The sequence below is a fragment of the Verrucomicrobiota bacterium genome (assembly GCA_037139415.1).
GTDB lineage: Bacteria > Verrucomicrobiota > Verrucomicrobiia > Limisphaerales > Fontisphaeraceae > JBAXGN01.
In genome coordinates this window covers 1-18,504 of sequence record JBAXGN010000035.1, presented here as the reverse complement: position 1 = coordinate 18,504, position 18,504 = coordinate 1, and the positions used below count along the sequence as shown (strand labels likewise).

General features: G+C 56.4%; 18 protein-coding genes. 9 read left to right on the top strand and 9 right to left on the bottom strand.

The window, feature by feature from the left end:
- Window positions 1-21 precede the first annotated feature (21 nt).
- The 6 genes from WCO56_08300 to WCO56_08275 form a co-directional block, all read right to left on the bottom strand.
- Window positions 22-1,539, bottom strand: a complete 1,518-nt coding sequence (locus WCO56_08300) for a hypothetical protein (protein MEI7729560.1) — start codon at window positions 1,537-1,539, stop codon at window positions 22-24.
- Window positions 1,540-2,266: 727 nt separating this feature from the next.
- Window positions 2,267-3,619 carry a hypothetical protein gene (locus tag WCO56_08295; GenBank protein ID MEI7729559.1) on the bottom strand — a complete coding sequence of 451 codons (1,353 nt, stop codon included), beginning with the start codon at window positions 3,617-3,619 and terminating at the stop codon, window positions 2,267-2,269.
- Complete coding sequence (locus WCO56_08290; GenBank protein ID MEI7729558.1) at window positions 3,616-4,503, bottom strand: ABC transporter ATP-binding protein; 888 nt, start codon at window positions 4,501-4,503, stop codon at window positions 3,616-3,618. The genes WCO56_08295 and WCO56_08290 overlap by 4 nt, the downstream gene beginning before the upstream one ends.
- A gap of 4 nt (window positions 4,504-4,507) precedes the next feature.
- Window positions 4,508-4,882, bottom strand: a complete 375-nt coding sequence (locus tag WCO56_08285) for a GntR family transcriptional regulator (protein ID MEI7729557.1) — start codon at window positions 4,880-4,882, stop codon at window positions 4,508-4,510.
- Between the two features lie 113 nt (window positions 4,883-4,995).
- Window positions 4,996-5,271: a hypothetical protein gene (locus tag WCO56_08280; GenBank protein MEI7729556.1), complete on the bottom strand. Its 276-nt coding sequence runs from the start codon at window positions 5,269-5,271 to the stop codon at window positions 4,996-4,998.
- 124 nt (window positions 5,272-5,395) lie between these two features.
- Complete coding sequence (locus WCO56_08275; protein MEI7729555.1) at window positions 5,396-6,874, bottom strand: right-handed parallel beta-helix repeat-containing protein; 1,479 nt, start codon at window positions 6,872-6,874, stop codon at window positions 5,396-5,398.
- A gap of 433 nt (window positions 6,875-7,307) precedes the next feature.
- Between WCO56_08275 and WCO56_08270 the strand changes: the two genes are divergently transcribed.
- The 4 genes from WCO56_08270 to WCO56_08255 all read left to right on the top strand — a co-directional run bounded on the left by WCO56_08270 (window position 7,308) and on the right by WCO56_08255 (window position 10,523).
- Window positions 7,308-8,684 (top strand): Gfo/Idh/MocA family oxidoreductase, encoded by a 1,377-nt coding sequence (locus WCO56_08270; protein ID MEI7729554.1) that lies wholly within the window; start codon window positions 7,308-7,310, stop codon window positions 8,682-8,684.
- A gap of 39 nt (window positions 8,685-8,723) precedes the next feature.
- A complete protein-coding gene (locus WCO56_08265; protein MEI7729553.1) occupies window positions 8,724-9,428 on the top strand; it encodes a DUF1080 domain-containing protein in 705 nt (234 codons plus the stop codon).
- 343 nt (window positions 9,429-9,771) lie between these two features.
- Window positions 9,772-9,909 carry a hypothetical protein gene (locus WCO56_08260; GenBank protein ID MEI7729552.1) on the top strand — a complete coding sequence of 46 codons (138 nt, stop codon included), beginning with the start codon at window positions 9,772-9,774 and terminating at the stop codon, window positions 9,907-9,909.
- Window positions 9,906-10,523: an FAD-dependent oxidoreductase gene (locus tag WCO56_08255; GenBank protein ID MEI7729551.1), complete on the top strand. Its 618-nt coding sequence runs from the start codon at window positions 9,906-9,908 to the stop codon at window positions 10,521-10,523. The genes WCO56_08260 and WCO56_08255 overlap by 4 nt, the downstream gene beginning before the upstream one ends.
- Window positions 10,524-10,553: 30 nt before the next feature.
- On the opposite strand, the gene WCO56_08250 is transcribed toward WCO56_08255, so the two are convergent.
- Window positions 10,554-11,933, bottom strand: coding sequence for a PQQ-binding-like beta-propeller repeat protein (locus WCO56_08250; protein MEI7729550.1), 1,380 nt, complete (start codon window positions 11,931-11,933; stop codon window positions 10,554-10,556).
- A gap of 186 nt (window positions 11,934-12,119) precedes the next feature.
- On the opposite strand from WCO56_08250, the gene WCO56_08245 reads away from it, so the two are divergent.
- Together WCO56_08245 and WCO56_08240 are read left to right on the top strand one after the other, a co-directional pair.
- The gene (locus tag WCO56_08245; GenBank protein ID MEI7729549.1) at window positions 12,120-12,560 is read left to right on the top strand and encodes a hypothetical protein; all 441 of its coding nucleotides are present in this window, start codon (window positions 12,120-12,122) and stop codon (window positions 12,558-12,560) included.
- A gap of 155 nt (window positions 12,561-12,715) precedes the next feature.
- Window positions 12,716-12,880, top strand: coding sequence for a hypothetical protein (locus WCO56_08240; GenBank protein ID MEI7729548.1), 165 nt, complete (start codon window positions 12,716-12,718; stop codon window positions 12,878-12,880).
- Window positions 12,881-13,174: 294 nt separating this feature from the next.
- Here the strand turns inward: WCO56_08240 and WCO56_08235 are convergent, their stop codons facing one another.
- A complete protein-coding gene (locus WCO56_08235; protein ID MEI7729547.1) occupies window positions 13,175-13,744 on the bottom strand; it encodes a HEAT repeat domain-containing protein in 570 nt (189 codons plus the stop codon).
- A gap of 223 nt (window positions 13,745-13,967) precedes the next feature.
- Here WCO56_08235 and WCO56_08230 point away from each other — a divergent pair, with 223 nt between their 5' ends.
- Window positions 13,968-14,387 (top strand): hypothetical protein, encoded by a 420-nt coding sequence (locus WCO56_08230; GenBank protein MEI7729546.1) that lies wholly within the window; start codon window positions 13,968-13,970, stop codon window positions 14,385-14,387.
- 240 nt (window positions 14,388-14,627) lie between these two features.
- On the opposite strand, the gene WCO56_08225 is transcribed toward WCO56_08230, so the two are convergent.
- Complete coding sequence (locus tag WCO56_08225; GenBank protein ID MEI7729545.1) at window positions 14,628-16,316, bottom strand: hypothetical protein; 1,689 nt, start codon at window positions 16,314-16,316, stop codon at window positions 14,628-14,630.
- A gap of 219 nt (window positions 16,317-16,535) precedes the next feature.
- On the opposite strand from WCO56_08225, the gene WCO56_08220 reads away from it, so the two are divergent.
- The gene (locus tag WCO56_08220; protein ID MEI7729544.1) at window positions 16,536-17,609 is read left to right on the top strand and encodes a TIGR04053 family radical SAM/SPASM domain-containing protein; all 1,074 of its coding nucleotides are present in this window, start codon (window positions 16,536-16,538) and stop codon (window positions 17,607-17,609) included.
- A gap of 522 nt (window positions 17,610-18,131) precedes the next feature.
- Window positions 18,132-18,504: choice-of-anchor tandem repeat GloVer-containing protein (locus tag WCO56_08215; protein MEI7729543.1), on the top strand; the 373-nt coding region annotated here is incomplete at its 3' end.

Genomic DNA, 18,504 nt, shown 5'->3' with positions numbered 1-18,504 from the left:
AAGTTTTGATGGGGAAATGTTCTAGTTGGCCCCCGCAGACTTGCCGACATTGAACGTCACCTGCGTGCGGTGGCCGGTTCCGCCGAACTCTGGCTGCGTTTCAGGGCGGGTCCAGCTTTTGACGTTTACCACCACGTTTTCGAAGAGGATGTTGCGGTTGTTCTGTCCGCGCGCGCCAGTGAAGGGCAGCGGACGTTTGTCCTTCGCGGGCGCCTTCGCATAGGGGTGAGCCGCGAGATCCGTCAGCGTGACATCGCGCAGCGTCAGGTTCTGGTAGTAGTCGCCGGACGGGAAACGAACGCCGGGATAGAGGTCGTAGAGAAAGCCCGAGTCGTAAACCCCGGTGACCTGGCTGAGCGTCATGTTGCGGCAGGAGAGCACGTCCACCAAGCCGTCCGGCCGGTTTGACTGGTAGTCGGTGACGCGCATATCGATCCCGCCGATCTTGAGTGAACAGGCGTACCCGCTCCGGTGTTCGGGGTCCGTATCGCGAGCTTTGCCGATGCGCGGGCCGACATCGCGAACGCTGGTGATCGTGACGTTCTTATTGTTGGTGCGCTCTTCGAGCGGATTGGCCTTGCTTCCGCCATTGAGGTAGAAGAGATGCGGCGGAGCAAACCATTTTCCAACGCCGCCGATCGTGCCGCCGTTATCGTCCTCAAGGTCGCCGTACCGCAGGCCCGTGATATTTGTGTAAGTCGCGTCGTGCGCCGTTCCCTGGAACCCCATGTAATACCCATCGAGGACGATATTCTTAAACGTCAGGTCCCTGGGTATGGAAATGGGCAGGAGCACCGCTGGGCTCGCGTCAGATACGGGGGCTGGAGGAACGCAATTATTGTTGTATCCAGATGCCATGGCGAACCCCATCGGTATGAACCGGCTCCCGCGGGCATCCGGCGGCACGAACAGCTTCATGTCCTCGACCACCACCTGGCTGGTGAGGCCGATGAGATAGAAGAGCGCCGACATATTGGATGGGCCGTGCCAGATCGCCGTCCTTGCCGCGCCTCGACCGAAAGCGATCCCGCGATGTTCCTTCAACCAGCGCGTCAGCATAAGGTCGTTGAAGGCACCAGCGGGTTCTCCGTTACCCACAGCGGTTCCGTTGACAAGATAGCCGCCGCCCTTTCGGTCCATCGGCAGGCCGCCAATATATTGGATGCGCCACCCGACAAAGTGGATATCCGAACTGTTCGCGAGGACAAACGCCGGAATGAGCAGGTTATCAACGATGAAAAGTCCTTGGTCGGCAAAGCGGACATGCGTCCCATTGTCAACGAACACGGTGCGCGCGATGTCCCGGCCGATGTGAATCAGAACCGGACAGTCCACTTTGAGGGTGAAGGCGCGATTCTTGCACGCCTCGAACGCCTTGGCGACGCCGGCGGCGTCATCCGCGGTGCCGTCGCCTTTTACCCACTCGCGGATCGAGCGGACCACGGGTGGGTCGGAATCGGCGCGGGCGGCCGCGAGTGGCGTGGCCAAAACGACAATCGCCAAGGCGGCGAAGCGAAGAAAAGGTGTGCTGATATGCATTTGCTTTTGGGGGACGCTACCGCCTTCCGCGACTCGACGCCGCGTGATTCTTGAGTATGAGTTTTCAGTTCGATGCATGAATGGAGAGTATGGGTTTTCCCGATGGAGGTCCAAAGGAAATTCCCGCCAACTCTGGCGTCGCGGATATGGTGGCGCACCGCCCGAGAGATGCGTGAACACTAATTGCGCCGGAGAACTGAATCCTGAAATCCGTAGTTCAAAATCCGAGATCCGAAAGAAAACCGAAAAGCGAACTTCAACCGGACCAGGTCAATGAAATGCCAAGCAGGCTGGCGGAGGCTAACATTCAATTATTTGTCTACCCTCAGTTCATCTGCCGGACCACTTTTTCTCGGTTATCATCACGGCTGCATATTCATGACCAATTTGTGTATTGGTGATAATCCTTCTAACCGTCAAGCTACTCCACACGCTTTTCCCGCAGGATGACTTCATCGGGAGCGCGGCCCATGACGAAGGTCATCAGGTACGCAACATCAGCGCCACGCAGCGCATGTCCATTACCTGTTTGCCCGGAATTTGCAGCGCGCGCAAGGAAAGCAGGCCGCGCCCCTGTTCGCGTTTAAGCACACCGAGATTCAGTTCCTTACCGCAACGCGACGAGTGAAGGCATCAAATGTGCAAAACGTACATTTCTGCAATTCAATTCCATATCAATAAGTAGTGAGAAATCGTTAACTGATAGGGATTTTCCGTGGATAAGATATCACCTGACCGCACCCCAGTTGGCACCGCCAAAACCAATGGCTTGAACGCGATAAACGCGGCTGCTATGCGTGAGCAATCGGCGCGTACCCAGAAACGACAGGAGAATGCAGCCGCCGGCAATTCCAGCCATCAGGCTGAAGGGAATTACCCGATTTTGAAAGCAGCTCTGTAACCCAAGTGGCACGAATTGAAACGCTACCATGGTGAGAATCAGCGCAGCGAAAGCCTGAACGCCCACGCCCCGCCAGATGAAGAAGAAAATGCACAGCGAGGCTGGCGCGAGGGTGAAGGTATAGCTTTTCAAAACCGCCAGTGAGGCAGAAGCACCTACGACTAGCCCGCCGAATCCGGCAACCAGCACGCCCAAGGCAATGAGAGGTAGCAAGACTATGGCGAACATTACTGCGGCGAGATGGCTTGCGGTCAGAGGCAACGTCCGTAAAAAGCGCAATTGTGTCAGGCTGGGGATAATCTGGAAGAGGATGATAAAATAAAACGGAAAGAAGTTGCCGACGCCTCCCATGATATCAATGACTTCACGCCAGGAGGTCATGCGGCCTTGTAAAACCAGGAAAAGCGGCATCATTACGATCATGGCCAGGCCGATTAAAAAGGCGCGCACAGAGACGACGCGGATCAGTAATGGCACTCCACCAAAGCCGATCGGCGCGCGGTGCTGGCCGCGCGGGGCTTTGGTTTGCAGCCCCGCAACTCGAAAACTGGCGCGGCCCACCACGAATTGCCCGGCACGGAACCATCCCACGACGGTTAAAACCGAGCCAACTCCGATAAATAGCGCGCATTTGATGGGGTTGTTCGTTATATCCTGAAAAATGATGAAGCCACCTCCGATCATTAATCCCACGAGCCCGCCACCGACCAGGTTGAATGCACGTTGCGGCCTGCTGCCCTGCATTCCCTGCGTAGTGTTGAAGATAAGCGTGAACAGGCTGCCCAGGCTCAACAGCGTGAACAAGCTCGCTAGTCCCAGCCGATTCACCGGAAACACCGTGGCCGGATGAAACCAATGAAATAATCCCGCGCCCAAACCCAACAACGAGATCAAAACGGTGGCGGGAATGCCAACGGTCATCAACCACCAGGCCCGGCCAATTTGCCTTGCGGTCAAGGGCAACGCCGCAACGGTGCGGGCAGCGCCGCGTTGCAGATCAAATGAGAGCAGGAACGCCCCGGTGAACAAGGCGATTTGAAATTGAAAACTCGAGGCCGGGTCAAAATTATTATTTTCTGTGTGCGTGGCTGCGAACCAGCCCATCACGAGTTCAAGCGTTGCGCCGATCACCAATACCCACCACCAACGGCGAAAGTAATCCAGCATCAGACGTTTCATGGGGCCTCCTCTTCCTTGGCCAGCGCCACAAACAAATCTTCCAGGGTCACGCGGGTCAGCGAGAGGTGCTGCGCACCATGGCATTGCAGCCATTCCTGCGCGTTGCTTTGCTGGTCGAGCAGCGCGTGCCAGCGGTTTTCGTTCCGCTTCAAAATATTCAGCCCCTCGCGGCTCTGAAAGGTTGTGCCGTTGCTGCTGAAAAACTCGGCAAACCGGTAGCGGTCCACGACCGCATCCATCCGGCCTTCCAGGAGAAGTTTTCCGTTTTTAATCATCCCCACATGGTCGGCAAAGCGTTCGATGTCACTTAAGCCGTGCGAGGAAATCAACACCGTGCGCTCGCCGCTTTCCACAACTTTGAGCAGTTCGCCAAAGACTTGCTGTTTCGAGACTGCGTCGAGGCCGGTGGTCGGCTCGTCGAGAATTAATATTTCCGGGCGGCGGGAGAGAGCGAGCAGGAGGCTCAACTTGGTCTTAGCGCCAAATGACAAGGTGACAATCTTGTCAGTGTCGGTGAGATGAAAGGTCGTCATCAACGCTGAGCAATACGCCTCATCCCAGTCAGGATAAAAACCGCGCACGAACCTCACGGCTTTGCCGACATTGCCCCAAACTTGGAAATTCAAGTCCGGACTGACGTAGGCCGCGCGGCGCTTGAGCGACACCTCATCGGCGCGATGGTCCAGACCGAGCACCCGGATTTGCCCGGCGTCATTCATGCCCATGCCGAAAATCATATCAATGATCGTCGTCTTGCCCGCTCCATTCGGGCCGATGAGCCCGTAGATCGCGCCGCGCGGCACGGTCAGGTTGAGCGGACCGAGTTGGAACTGGGGATATTTTTTGACGAGTCCCCGGATTTCAATGGCGTTGGTGTGGTTCATAGGCTTATTTCTCGTTGAGGATTTGGCGGGCCAAGTCTAGCAGCTCAGCGCGTTCCAATCCGGTTTCAGCGGCTTCGCGAAAACCTTCGCGGAGCAGTTCTTTCGCCGTGGCAAGCTTGGTTTCGCAACTGCGGTTGTGGCCCTGCTCGGCGACGAACGTGCCCAACCCCTGGCGGCGGTAGATGATGCCTTCGCGCTCCAATTCCTCATAAGCGCGTTTGACGGTGATCACGCTGACGAGCAAGTCCTCCGCGAGCTGGCGGAAGGAGGGGAGCGGTGCGCCGGGATTGAGGCGGCCCTCGCTCACCTCGCGCTTGAGGCGGTCCACGATCTGCTGGTAAAGCGGCCCGCTTGCGGCGGGCGAGATCGGACCCAACATCCAGGATTTACGTGCGTTCGTCACTGTTCATACTGTATATACTGCATAAGTACAGTTGCCAACAGGTTTTTCAACGATGGTTAAATTATTTCTGCCAACTTCCGTTCAACTCTTCAATTTTTTAAACTCACCTCAAGCTTTTCATTGGCTTTGCGTAACTCCGCCCAGGTGACTTCAGCATTCCGGCAGGTGGCGGTGCGCCCCAGGATGGTCAAGAGGTTGCTGCGCACGCTGGGTGCGACGGTCCGGTTGACGTGATGGCTGCCAGTGAACTGATTGTAGAACGTGGCGATGTTTCGCAACGCGCCGTTGTAGGCATTGTCGCAATAGACACGCACCTCGCCGAAAAATGGGTGTTCATCGTGCCTTCCATGCCATGGAACCGGCATTGGATGTCGTTCCAGTCTTTACCCACCTGCTCGGAGGAGAAGCTGAGCAGGAATTCGGGATAGTGATTACCGCAACGCGACAAGTGACAGCATCAAATGTTCCACAAAGCAAATCTATCAATTATCAATATTTAAACTCATGCACCCCGATGGTCAGCGGTCCGGATGCTGGCAGGGATTTGCCGAAATAATCTCGCCCGCCTGCCAATGGGATGCCTGATCCTATCAGCCAGGCCGGACAAGACTGGAGCTGATAAGCTTTTGTGCTGGCCAGACCAAAGGCAGCTCCACCCGGCTTCAGCAAGGGCGGGCGATTGGTGGAACCTTTCGCGTCAGTTGGTCGGCCAATGTGGTTGCCGTAATAGACATTATTGGAAAAAACATTGTTCCGGCTTCTATCCCAGCGGTAGGTCACCTGGCCCTCCACATAAAAGATGTTATTAATCACCCGGGTGTTTTCTGCGTTGCCCCGGTCCCATTCATTAAAGGAGAATAACGGCAAGCTCTGGCGCGGCCCAATATAAATGGTGTTGTTGTGGACCAGAGTGTTTTTGACGCCGCCGCCGAACTGGAACACGCGCGCGGAATTAATTCCGTCGTTCTGGCTGACGTTGTAGCGAATGATTGTGTCTTCACAATACGAATTGCCAGGCGAGCAAATCAGGAAAAACCCTCCCTCATTATCGTGGCTGTAGTTGTACTGGAAGACGGAGCGTCGGCAGCGATAATCGGAATCAAATCCCTGGCCGTCCTTGGTGCCCTTGAAGCCGGACACCTCATTGAATTGGATCAACGCATCATCACAATCCCAAGGCCATATGCCCGCAGCGGCATCTTCGCAGCGCATGCGCCCGCCTTTGACCACGTTATACTCCACAAGGGGCTTATCGCATCCCCAGGGTTTGATTCCGTCCCCGCCGACATCCTCCAATAGATTGCGGCGGATGACTACTCCAGTGCTGCGACTCCCATTAATCGTGCGCTGGCAGATTCCGTTTCGGTCCGTGCGCAGCAGATGGCAGTCCTCGATGATCAAATTCTCGAAACGTGATTGTTTTTCACCACGCGATTCGAAGAAAATACCGCAACCTTCGTGCGGCTTCCGCAAATCTCCATTCACATCATGGACGAACAACTTTCGCAGGTAAATGTGATGCATCACCCCGAAGCCATCCGACACCACATTCACACCCGTACGCCAGGGCGCGCGGTTCGTCCCCAGGTTGGTCACCTCCAGGTTTTGCACCTCCCAATATTCTACATTGCGCAACAGGAACGTGTCCTTTGCTTTACCGTCCCCATCAATGCGCGGCAATGGGCCATTCCCATATTGATCAATGGCAATACAAACGGGCTTACCGTGGATCACGGCTCCAGAGCCTTGCGGTTTCAGTTGTCCCGAATAGCGGGTACCAGTCTTGAAGAGTAATTGGTCGCCCGGTTTGAAAATCTGGGTATTGACCCGTTCCAGGCTCTTCCAGGCTAGTTCCGGGCTCGTACCGGCGTGGGCATCATCCCCGCCAAAACTATTCACATGATAAACTTCGCTTTGCGAAGTAACCCCGCTAAACAGAAATAACCAGCCAAGGAAAACAAATTTCATAACCCGCTAAGTAACATAGAAGGCGCAGGGGGCCAAGAGGCAAATCCAGCAAGCTCGTTTTAAACTCGAAACACCAATAGTAATCGGCGTTCTGACAGCAAAGGGGGCGACTAAAAAAGGGAGCATTCATTAAAGGTTCATTGTCAACATGCAAAAATATTCCGCGATCAAAAGTATTCTTTTTGACTCATTCTGCGCTTACACTGGCCCGCTCATATCCATGGCTGCGCCGTTCGTTTCCCGGTCCCGGGTCCAACAATCAACCGCCCGTGATTCACGAGGCCGTCAACCGTCTTGTCCGGTCATTTACCGCAATGCGACAAATGAAGGCATCAAAAATGCCCAGAACAAATTCCTGCGACAACAATTACCGAAAATAAAAAGCTTTACCCTGAATTTTCCTGGGGCAAAATACTCAAAAATTATTCATCATATGAACCAGTCAAACTTCTCCAGGATCAGCCGGCGGCGATTCCTCTACGGCGCAGGCGCGGGCGTAACGATATTCAATCTTATGCCGGGCAATTTATTGCAAGGGGCGCCCAGCCTCTCCCCCAATGAAAAGCTGAACGTGGCGGGAATCGGTATTGGCAGCCAGGGCGGCAGAGATCTGGATGCCGTCGCCGGGGAAGGCCAAAACCTGGTGGCACTTTGCGATGTGGACGATAACTACGCCGCAAAGAAATTCGCCCAATATCCAAAGGCCAAACGGTTCAAGGATTTTCGCGTCATGCTCGACCAGATGGACAAGGAGATTGACGCGGTGGTCATCGGCACGCCGGACCACACCCACGCCGTCATCGCCATGGAGGCCATGAAGCGCGGCAAACATGTGTATTGCGAAAAACCGCTGGCCCACAGCATCCATGAGGTTCGCACCCTGATGGCGGCCGCCACCCAATACAAGGTGGTCACCCAGCTTGGCAACCAGGGTCATTCCAGCGGGTCCATCCGCAGACTCTGCGAGTGGGTTTGGGCGGATGCCATCGGCAAGGTACACACCGTGCATGCGGGCTGCGACGCCTTTAAAGATGTGTATTGCCAGGTTCGGAACCTCGACAAGCTCGACAAAACCTACGAGGTGCCGGCGGGGCTCGACTACGATCTTTGGCTCGGCCCCGTGCCGTTCCGGCCCTACACGCCGTTTTGGATTCCCTGGAACTGGCGCGGCTGGCTGCCGTTCGGCACCGGGACTATCGGCGACTGGTTTTGCCATGTGATCGATCCGACATTCTGGGCGCTGGACCTGGACGCACCTTCGACGGTGCTGGCCGAAGTGTCCGGGTATGAGGTGGAGAAACAGGGTCTGACTTATCCTCCCGGGACGAAGATCACCTTCGGGTTTCCCGCTCGCAAGGAACGCGGCCCCGTCAAATTGGTCTGGCACGATGGCGACCACCGGATTCCCAAACCGCAGGAATTCGCGGCTGACGACAAAGTGCCGGGCACGGGGGCCATTCTTTTTGGCGACAAGGGGATGATTGTGCACGGCTCGCATGGCGGCGGCGGCTGCCGGCTTGTGCCGGAAAAACTCATGGAACAACACGCCGGCAAGAACGCGCCGGCGGAGAAAATACTGCGGGTCAAAAACCACGCCTGGGATTGGATCGAAGCCATTCGCACAGGCCGCCAGGCCGGGTCCAATTTCGGCTACGGCGGTCCGCTCACCCAGGCGGCGCTGCTTGGGGCCATCGCGCTTCGTTTCCCCGGCCAGACGATCGAGTGGAACGACAACAAGGCGCGCATCACCAACCTTCAAGCGGCCAATGATTACGTGAATCCCCCTTATCGCAAGGGTTGGAGCCTGTAAAAGTTCATTATGAAAACAGCCACCTCAACAACCCGAACCATGAAACTCATGACCTTGACTGGCCTGCTGCTCGCGGGATTCCTCAGCCTCACGGCGGCAGACGTGCCCAAGAAAGACCAGGAACCGCCGGTGGTGGACCCCGGCCCCGTGGGCGGTCCGCCGTCGGATGCCGTGGTGCTGTTTGACGGCAAAGACCTATCCAAGTTTCGCGGCGAGCGCAGCCCCGAGCCCAAATGGAAGCTCGAAAATGGCGTGATGGAAACCACGACGGGAGGCGGCATTTTCTCCAAGGAGGAATTCACCAACTGCCAGTTGCACGTGGAGTGGGCGTCGCCGTCCGTGGTGAAAGGCAATGGGCAGGGGCGCGGCAACAGCGGCGTTTATCTAATGGGACGGTATGAAATTCAGGTGCTCGACTGTTACGAAAACAAGACGTATCCGAATGGCCAGTGCGGTGCGTTTTACGGGCATAACGCGCCCTTGGTCAATGTCTGCCGCAAGCCCGGCGAGTGGCAGACTTATGACATTATCTTTCACGCGCCCAAAAAACTGGAGGATGGCCAAGTGCAACCCGGCTCATTCACCGTCCTGCACAATGGGGTGCTGATTCAGGATCATATCCCCGTCGGGGAACAACCCACGACGTCGGCACCGCTCAAAGGTTACGCGGAGAAAGGGCCGCTCTACCTCCAGGATCACGGCAATCCCGTACGCTTCCGCAACGTGTGGATTCGCCCCTTGTAACCGTTGCCTGCACGACACAGGTTCAGGCTCCTGGCCTTTGGCAAGCACGCTTATCTCAAAGCCATTCCCCTATGCCCAGCCGGTGGCACCTACACACTTGGCCTGATCGGGCAGGCACCCAAGTGTTCCATACCAAACCATACCCTTTTTTGAATTGTGAGTTACCCGCATCAAATGTGGCACAGGTCCCCAATAAGCCGCTACGCGACAAGTGAAGGCATCCAATGTGCCAAAAAACCAAATTCCTATCAATTCAGTCTGCCGATGTTGCGCACTGGTGAAGATAAACAGTAAAAATTCTTCCGCTGGGCCGTTCGCTTGAATTATGCTCCGGGTACACTATATGTTCGCACGAGGGATTATCTTGATGGGACTGGCCGCAGCGCCGGTCGCCGCGAAGGAGTTGAAAACGGATGTGGTGTTGGGCGCCACGCCAGGCGGCATCGCCGCTGCGGTGGCGGCAGCACGTTCAGGGGCATAGGTTACCATGAGGGTCTGCTCTGGTTCCTGCAAACCGACGCAGAAGTCCCGGAATCACTCCGTCAAGAGACCGCGCAGTACGGTTTCTGCAAAGACGAATTCATGGATCATCGCAACCGTCCCCATTACCTGTACGTCCGCCAGGGTCGGCGCATCGTGGGTGAATACAACTTCACCCAGCGGGATGCTGATCCCGATCCCGCCACGGGTCTGCCGCCAGCCAAACCTGACGCGGTAGCGGTGGCCGTCTTTGCCTGGGATTCGCATGCGGTGCATAAGTTCGATCCGGCGCATCCGGGAGTGCGGGAGGGTTACTTTTACGTCAACCATCCGGCGCTCCAGCTTCCCTACCGAATCATGGTGCCCAAGCAGATTAATGGGTTGCTCGTACCGGTGGCCTGCTCGGCCAGTCATGTTGGCTACCAGAGCATTCGCGTGGAGCCGACCTTTATGGCTTTGGGAGAAGCGGCGGGCATCGCCGCCGAGCTGGCCATTCGCCGCCAAGTCGAAGTGCGCCGGGTGCCCATTGCCGAACTGAAGCAGGAAATTCTGCGTCGCGACGGCATCCTGGTTTTCCTGGCTGAGAAGCGCGCCGCCAAACCCAACAAGAATTAGGGTGAAGGCTGGAAACCAGGGATGTGATGGCTATTTACCGGCGGATTCCACCCGGTAAAGGTGGGTTTTGGTGCGCAAGTAAAGCGCTTTGCCCGACACTGCGGGCGAGGCCATGAAGCTGCCCGCCAGCGTGTTGGTGGCCAGCGATTCAAACGTCCGACCGGGCTTCACCACCGTGGTCACGCCCTGCTGGCTGCAGAAATAAAGCCGTCCATCGCCGCAAATGGGCGAGGCCGCGTATTTGCCGGGGAGCCGTTGCCTCCAGACTTGGGTTCCGGTGGCGGCTTCGAGGCAGATGATTACGCCGTCATCCGCAACCATGTAGAGCAGCCCGTCCACCAGAATAGGTGACGCCGTGCGCGCAACGCTCGTATCGAAGTGCCACGTCACGTGCGTGTCGGTCACATCCCCCTGGCCGTTCACGCGGACGCCCAGCAATTGGGTCTTGCCCGAGCCGGTGATGAGAAAGGCCAATCCCTCGCCATACACCGGCATGGGGGCGGCGGACCAGCAATCGTGATGGATGCGCCAAAGCTCTTTTCCGGTTTGGGGATCGTACGCGTAGGCTGACCGCGCGGCGGTGCTCAGCATCTGGTATTGGCCGTTGACATTGACAATCAGCGGTGTGCTGTGCGCCTTGTGCCGATCTCCGTCACGGATCATTGTGGAGGCGGTGGGGTCGCTTTGGTCGTCCCAGCGGAAGGAACGATCGGTCTTCCAGACGGTCTTGCCCGTCTGCTTGTCGAGTGCGGTGACGTACTGCACATCCACGCCGTCCAACGTCAGGATCACCAGGTTCCCAAACAACACCGGCGAGGAAGAGGGCCCGCGGTAGTGGCGGCAGTTCACGTCAGATCGTTTCCAGATGACTTGGTCGGTTTTGGTGTCCAAGCACGCCGTGCCGAAGGTGCCAAAATGCACATAAGCGCGGCCTGGCTCCAGAGTGACCGAGGGAGTGGCATAACAATTCACACCGGTCGCGTTGCTCAGCGGCTCCGGGTTATCGCAGTGAAACAGTTTCTCCGTAAAACAAATCTTGCCTGTTTCGGGGTCAAGTCGGAGCACAAAGAAATCATTACCCTGAAGCGTCGCCATGGTGATCCATATCTGGCCATTGAGGATGGCCGGCGTGGACCAGCCGAACTCGGTGATGGGCGTCTTCCACTTGAGGTTTTCCGTCTCGCTCCACTGCAAGGGCAGACCGATCGGCTTGGCGCCGGGGGCGGAGACGTGGCCGTCGTTCGTTGGCCCGCGGAACTGCGGCCAATCCGCACGGGCGGAAAGCAACCCGATGGCGAGCGTCAACCCCGCGGCCACGCAGCGTGCCCCAGACAGCGTATAAGACAGCGTATAATGAAGGCCAGCCACCGTTTGGCGGCAGGCAGCGAGCATAATGTTGTGATGAATCATGGCGTCAAGATGCCGTGCCCACCCGCCGCTGTCAACCTTGCGAAAAGAGAAACCCTTCCCCCCGCCAGGCCAAACCATCATCCCTGGCTGAAAGGTTTTCCAGCAACGACTTTTTCGCGTTGACCACCGGTGCCTTTCTGGAGATTGTCAGCACCATGACAAAAAACTGGCAGCCGAAAACCACGAATGAAAAGGGCGTTCGATAATACTGTTGAGCCCAAACCTATTGGCGAGTACAAACCACGATTACGAACACAGGTAACTGTACTGGGAACTTTCTTCCTTGTGGTGCTGCCAGCGATCTACTTCGCAGGGATGGGTTACATTTGGTTTCTTGAGCACGGACTAAAGCTCGACATGAATGCGAGGCCCGAGGGCATCATGGATCGCCTCGTTGTTCTGATGATGGTGCTCCCGATCATTCCGGTCATGCTGGCAGCCATTATGGCTACTGGCATTCCGTGGATGTTTGTCATGGCGCGGTGTCTTTCATGGCCCGACATTCAGTATTTTACCAGCCAGAAGGGACCGCGTTTCCCCATGCTTTCGGACTGGATCGACAGGATGTGGTCACGCATGACTGAATTCAAGAGGCCAAAGAGCCCAACAAACGGATTGAGCCGATGATGAGCTGCGCGATCACACCGGTTTTGCAATTGACCGGCGGGGCCTTTTTGATGATGGGCGGCAAATGAAAACCAACTGGCCACCGAGAACAACGAACGAAAAGTTCGTTCAATAATACGGTTAGGCATATTGGTCACACACACAAACTTACAAATATGGACGCCAAAACGCAAAAAAAGTATAACAAGATCGTCGCTGAGTTCAGGAAGAAAGGCTACCTGACAGCAGACAAGGTTGCCGATAAGACGTTGAAAGAAGCCATTGATAAATGGCTAGTTTACGGAAAACAAAAATCACAGGAGAGAATTAAGGACGCATAAAGCTATGCTAGATGCGTTCTTGAAAAAATAGGGTTGACAATATGCCTAAAAAGTTGCCGGAGCCAACGCCGGTTGGCGCTGGCAGTTCCGCTTCGCGGACAACGGTTTTCGTTCCGGCGTGGCTCAGCTTGGTTCGTTCCCCCTTAACTCCCCAACCAGATTCAGCGCAGGCACCTTCCCCGGTATCGCGGGCCAAAAACAACGCCCCCCTAACCGCAGCGCGCCCAGTCCGGCGGCAGAGGGTGCGATGGCTAAAAACCAAATTCAAGAACATCCAGATCGCCGGGGTGGCGATCACTGCTTCGTGTTCAAATCATGAATCGTTTCCCGGGCATCGGTTTGAATCGTCTTATTCTTGTGGCTCGTCAGTGGTTCGATCAGGGGAATGAGATCCTTGTTGCCCAGCACAGCAAGGGTCCGGCAAGCGTCGCGCACCACGTTCGGATGAGGGTGTTTCAGGAGCGGTGTAATCTCCGGCACGGTCGCCTGCGCTTTCAATCCACGCAACGCCTTCAACCCATCGACAATCTCATGCATATCGGATGCCTTTAACAGCGCGCCGATGGACTTGAGATCCTCGGCGTTCACCTCGGTATGGAGCGCGCCCAGAACTCGGGCGGCTTTGCGGCGCACCTTCGCACGGGGGTCCGCCAGAAACTTTTTCATGATGGGGATCGCGTTGGTACCAGCCGGATATTTCTTCTCCAACTGGAACAAAGCGTCCACAATTTTATTTTCGTTGGGAGAAGCCAGTTCCAGAATCAACTGTTCCTCAGTCTGATCCTTGGCCAGCACGGGCAGAGTCAGGCCAAGAACCAACACCGTTATGATATTTAAGAAACCACGAGCACGCATTATTTTCATAGCCATGGACATGTCATAAAGGGCTTGAATTGTCACGCGGTTTTAAAGGTTGGTCATTGATTGTTTGACTAGAGCTTGCATAGACATTAGTCTGCCATCCATGCAAGACTCTTTAACTAGCATTGCGACAGGTGCTGTAGGAAGGGTTTAAATGGCCCGAAAAATAAATTCGGCCAAGTCATTGAAAACAATAAATAACAGTCGGAACCAAAAGGAACTACATATGCAATTAACGAAGATAATGGTGACTTTGAGCGCAGTGTTGGTGCTGGCGACAGGATGTTCCACCCACAGTCCAATGCGAATTCTCAATAAAGTTTATGTCAAGTATCAATCCCCCACTACGTATGCCGCGCATACCAATAAAGTATTTGTGACGGAAGCCTCACTCGAAAACTCAATTCAGCGTGATCGCCTTGGCCAAATTGACGTCGGAATGGTGGTCTCCTCACCCAAGGACGCCGTTTTAAAACGCATGGCCAACAAAGCAAGGGAACTTGGTGCAGACGCGGTCATTGACGTTCATATCTGGTATCAACCGGCAGGATGGTCATGGAAAACGCCTCACGGCGAAGGCAAAGCGGTACGCCTCACAGACCGGTCGGCCATCGACTTTTCCAAAATGAAAGGCGAGTGGTACTGATTGAACCGATCAGCAATTGCTTTTACCTCATCACGACAAGAGAAGGCATGAACAGTGCCCAAAAGCAAATTCTTGCCATCAGTTTCTGCACGGGCTTCCTGGCGCTGGCCACCCTCACACCGCTCTGGGCGCAGCAGCGCATGGGCATTGCCAAGCGTGAGACCATTGCTCCGAAGGGTTCAAGCACACTAAGCATCTTCAATAACTCCCTGCTACCACGGGCACCTCGAAAAAACACTATTAAAACCCGGCTTCAACGAGCATCTTCGCGAAGGATTCCAGTTGGGTGTAGTTCGCGTGCCACGTCGTGTACATCACCCCGATAAGGCCGGGAACGCCCTTGGCTTGGTCGAGCCACTGGCGCGTTCGTGCGAGCGGGCCATCATAGTAGCCCGCGATCAATTGGCGATGGCCGCGGCCGCTGAAAAATTTAAGGCTATCCGCAGCTTTATTCGAATTCCAATTCACCACAATCACGTCCCGGTCGAGCCCCTCCCACGAGCCGGTCAGATCGCCGTTTACCAGGTAGTAATTCCGCGTCGCGTTGTGAAATGGATCGAACATGTCGCTCCAGACGAACACCCTGGCACTAGGCGCGGTGGCGCGTAACATGTCGGTACAAACGCGGACATTGTCCGCGGCGATCTTTCCGGGTGAAAGATGGCGTGACTGACACGCGTCGTCCCAATTCATCAGGCGCCATTCGTCGTGGCTCATCATGTATCCGGCCGCAGACCAGAGGCCGTGGACGTCGCCCGCCTGGCGCTTGAGCAACGTGGTAAATGCCGGCTCGCTCACGCAGGCGCAGACCTGACCTTCGTTGAGGAGGTGCGGATGGAAGAAGGAAACGCGCAGCCGGGTGCCATCCGCCAAACCACGCACACGCAGCGACGGCGCGTCGTGCCACGGCTCATATTCGCCGGCGTACGGAACAGTTCCCAGCTTCGGATCGCTGACGGCGTCGAAATCAGCGCCTTCCTTCAGCTCGCGTCCAGACTCGGTCTTGACCACCAACGACGCGCCCGGGCGGCGGAGCACATTGACCAGCCCGCACTCCTCGAGGCGCGGCTCGCGCCACCACAAAGTCCCCTGATGACCGCCCCAGACACCAAAGTAAAGCTGCACCTCGGTATGTTCGAGCGAGTTGAAGGTAATGTGATGCTGACGCCAGTCCTGGGTGGGCGCTTCGTGAAGCAGGGTGTAGCTGAGCTGCACACCCTTACCCGCGATGGCCTTGATTTCCGCCTGGCCGCCCTTGAAACCGCTGCTCTTGATCCACACCGAGACGTGATATTGCCGGAACGGCTGCACTTTCAACCGCTGACTCAGGCGGGCGTTCTTGTCGGTGGGGCGGGAGCACAAGGTGCCATGCTCGGAAACGAGGTTGTCATCAATGAAACCCCACGCCTTGCGGTTGGCAAGGGCGGTGTCCTTCAAGGCCACTTCCGGATCGGGCATAAAGCGAGCGAAGGAATCTTTGACGATGAATAGCGCGTCCTTCACGGGCAGACCCTCGGCCAGATTCGGATCGTTGGAGAGCAGATCGTTCGAGTAGCCAACTCCGAAGAGCGCAGGCACCAGTTCGATGCCGGCTTCCTTCGCGGCGGCGCGCACGCGGGAGACGTTGGCAAAGTAATGGCGTGGCAGGGTCGGCACGCGAGAGAATTTCGAATCCGTGATCAGGAAATGCGTGTAACCCGCCACCTTCGCGCGGTTCAGCAAGGCGATGATGCGGTCAGCCTGTTCGTTGACCTGGTAATTTGCCGGCGCGTACACCCAGCGTTCCTTAGGTTGCGCAAAGGCGGGCGGTACTCCCAAAACCAACGTCAGGACAAGAAACAAGTGGCGTTGCGCTTGTGCCAGCAGGAACTGCCACAGCGCGGCAAACCAAACCAATAATATGGCCCAGAGATGTGGATGGGTCGTCATGCGAGCCGCATTATGCCCAAGTACCTCCGATTTTACCAAAACTTAATCAAGCCGAAAACCACCGGTACAATTTAGTAGCGCATCGTGGCAGTGAATGACGTATTCCAAATCTATCAGTTTGGGGCCAGCGGGTGGGTCGGCAGCCGCGCAACCGGATTGGAGGCGAGAGGAAAGGATTGACCTGCTCGGGCGGGATTGCCACTCTCCTTGCGCATTAGAATGAACTGGAAAATTGATTATCAGCAGGCCCCGTTGCTCGTGATCTGGGAAATCACCCGCTCCTGCGAACTCGCCTGCCAGCATTGCCGCGCCTCAGCGATTGACCAACGCGACCCGGCGGAACTCACCCTGGCCGAAGGCCGGAAACTCATTGACGACGTCGCCAGCATGGGCACGCCGCTGATCGTGTTCACCGGAGGCGATCCGCTTCAGCGGGACGACCTGGAGGAACTGGTGGCCCATGCCAAATCCCGCCAACTGACGGTCGGCACCATCCCCGCCTGCACGCCGCGCCTGACCCGGGAACGCGTGTTGTCCCTGAAGGCGGCGGGCGTCCATCAACTGGCGGTGAGCGTGGATGCGGAAACGGCCGCCAAGCACGACGCCTTTCGCGGAGTGCCAGGGACGTATGCCAAGATGATCGAGGCGGCGGGTTGGATTCGCGAGGCCGGGGTGAACCTGCAGGCCAACACGGTTTTCGGCTCGTGGAACGTGAATGATTTTGACGCCCTGGCGGCGCTGGTGGAAAAACTGGGGGTGGTATTCTGGGAAGTGTTCTTCCTGGTGCCCACGGGGCGCGGTTCGGCGTTACGGGGTTGCACGGCAGCGGAATTTGAGCGCCTGTTTGAAAAGATCTACCAGTTATCGAAGCGCGCGCCGTTTGTGATCAAGGTCACCGAAGGCCAACATCTGCGCCGGTACATGGCGCAGCGGGCGGCGACCGACCCGGAGGCTGGGCGGATGCGCGGCCGGATGATGATCTCGGGGCCGCCGGTGAATTCGGGGCACGGGTTCTGCTTCGTGGATTACGCCGGGAACGTGTGTCCCAGCGGTTTCCTGCCGCTGGAATGCGGCAACGTGCGGGATAAATCCGTGGTCGAGATTTACCGGAATCACCCGGTGTTCCGCGAGCTTCGCCAGTTCAACCTGCTGAAGGGCAAATGCGGCCGGTGCGAGTTTCGCGACGCCTGCAGCGGCGGTTCCCGAGCCCGAGCCTATGCGGTGACGGGTGATTACCTGGCCGAGGAACCCGCGTGCGCCTACGAACCTCCGGCGGCGGCGCAGCCAGGCTGAGATGCTGGATTTCGGGTTTGACGGCAAGACGCAGAGTTGCAATGCCAACGGAAATGACCGCTTCGTGACCAGTTCAGTAACCGTGGATGCTATAGCTAAAAACAATTTCAGGCAGTTATTTTTCTGCGATGACTTGAGCGTGTGCGTTGTCACTGGACTAGTCGGGCGCGCTACCCTTTGTCCCAGTGCCCGTCTCTTGGGTCGCTGAACTACGAACCGTTCGCCAACGAGTATCCCATGCCTGACTACAAAAACGTGAGTAACGATTGAGGGGGGAGCAAGTTTCAGGTGCCACCCAAGCCAACTGCTGTCAAGCTGCTGCGGATGGTCTTACCCGGCTACGCCCCTGCAGACTGGTGATTCTGTCGAAACCACGCCCCAATTGGGCTTCACCTCATCCTTGACAATTCCTTGGCGAAAGTTCAGCATGACAACATGAAATTGGGCCACAAACAATGCTCCCTTCCTGCTCTTGCGTCCTGGGAGGAAATGGGGTGCTTCGTAACACGAGAAAGCAAAGTCTTGTCACTATTGATTTCGAGTGTGCTGGCGTTGATGCTCATGGTGAATCAAACCCACGCCCAGACCTTTACGGTCCTCAAGAACTTCGACGAGCCAACCAACATTACTGGATTTTTTCCTCATGCACAGCTTGTGCAGGGACCGGATGGCACGCTTTATGGCACAACTTCCAGCGGCAAAGACAATGTTCAGGGCACTGTATTCAAAATGCAACCCGATGGAAGTGGTTACGCCGTATTGAAATGGTTTACGAACTCTTTTGACGGAGCGAATCCGGTTGCTGGCCTGACGCTTTCGGGCGGCACACTCTACGGAACAACTAGCAGCCTGTCGGACTTAACAATGCGGATTTTTTGCAGGTTTTTGAATAAAG

Excerpts from the sequence above, each read along its gene's own strand:
- WCO56_08290 (MEI7729558.1), bottom strand. The coding sequence starts at position 4,503 with ATGAACCACACCAACGCCATTGAAATCCGGGGACTCGTCAAAAAATAT.
- WCO56_08285 (MEI7729557.1), bottom strand. The coding sequence starts at position 4,882 with ATGTTGGGTCCGATCTCGCCCGCCGCAAGCGGGCCGCTTTACCAGCAG.
- WCO56_08295 (MEI7729559.1), bottom strand. The coding sequence starts at position 3,619 with ATGAAACGTCTGATGCTGGATTACTTTCGCCGTTGGTGGTGGGTATTG.
- WCO56_08260 (MEI7729552.1), top strand. The coding sequence starts at position 9,772 with ATGTTCGCACGAGGGATTATCTTGATGGGACTGGCCGCAGCGCCGGTC.
- WCO56_08220 (MEI7729544.1), top strand. The coding sequence starts at position 16,536 with ATGAACTGGAAAATTGATTATCAGCAGGCCCCGTTGCTCGTGATCTGG.
- WCO56_08270 (MEI7729554.1), top strand. The coding sequence starts at position 7,308 with ATGAACCAGTCAAACTTCTCCAGGATCAGCCGGCGGCGATTCCTCTAC.
- WCO56_08275 (MEI7729555.1), bottom strand. The coding sequence starts at position 6,874 with ATGAAATTTGTTTTCCTTGGCTGGTTATTTCTGTTTAGCGGGGTTACT.
- WCO56_08300 (MEI7729560.1), bottom strand. The coding sequence starts at position 1,539 with ATGCATATCAGCACACCTTTTCTTCGCTTCGCCGCCTTGGCGATTGTC.
- WCO56_08250 (MEI7729550.1), bottom strand. The coding sequence starts at position 11,933 with ATGATTCATCACAACATTATGCTCGCTGCCTGCCGCCAAACGGTGGCT.
- WCO56_08240 (MEI7729548.1), top strand. The coding sequence starts at position 12,716 with ATGGACGCCAAAACGCAAAAAAAGTATAACAAGATCGTCGCTGAGTTC.
- WCO56_08280 (MEI7729556.1), bottom strand. The coding sequence starts at position 5,271 with ATGCCGGTTCCATGGCATGGAAGGCACGATGAACACCCATTTTTCGGC.
- WCO56_08265 (MEI7729553.1), top strand. The coding sequence starts at position 8,724 with ATGAAACTCATGACCTTGACTGGCCTGCTGCTCGCGGGATTCCTCAGC.
- WCO56_08235 (MEI7729547.1), bottom strand. The coding sequence starts at position 13,744 with ATGAAAATAATGCGTGCTCGTGGTTTCTTAAATATCATAACGGTGTTG.
- WCO56_08225 (MEI7729545.1), bottom strand. The coding sequence starts at position 16,316 with ATGACGACCCATCCACATCTCTGGGCCATATTATTGGTTTGGTTTGCC.
- WCO56_08245 (MEI7729549.1), top strand. The coding sequence starts at position 12,120 with ATGAAAAGGGCGTTCGATAATACTGTTGAGCCCAAACCTATTGGCGAG.
- WCO56_08230 (MEI7729546.1), top strand. The coding sequence starts at position 13,968 with ATGCAATTAACGAAGATAATGGTGACTTTGAGCGCAGTGTTGGTGCTG.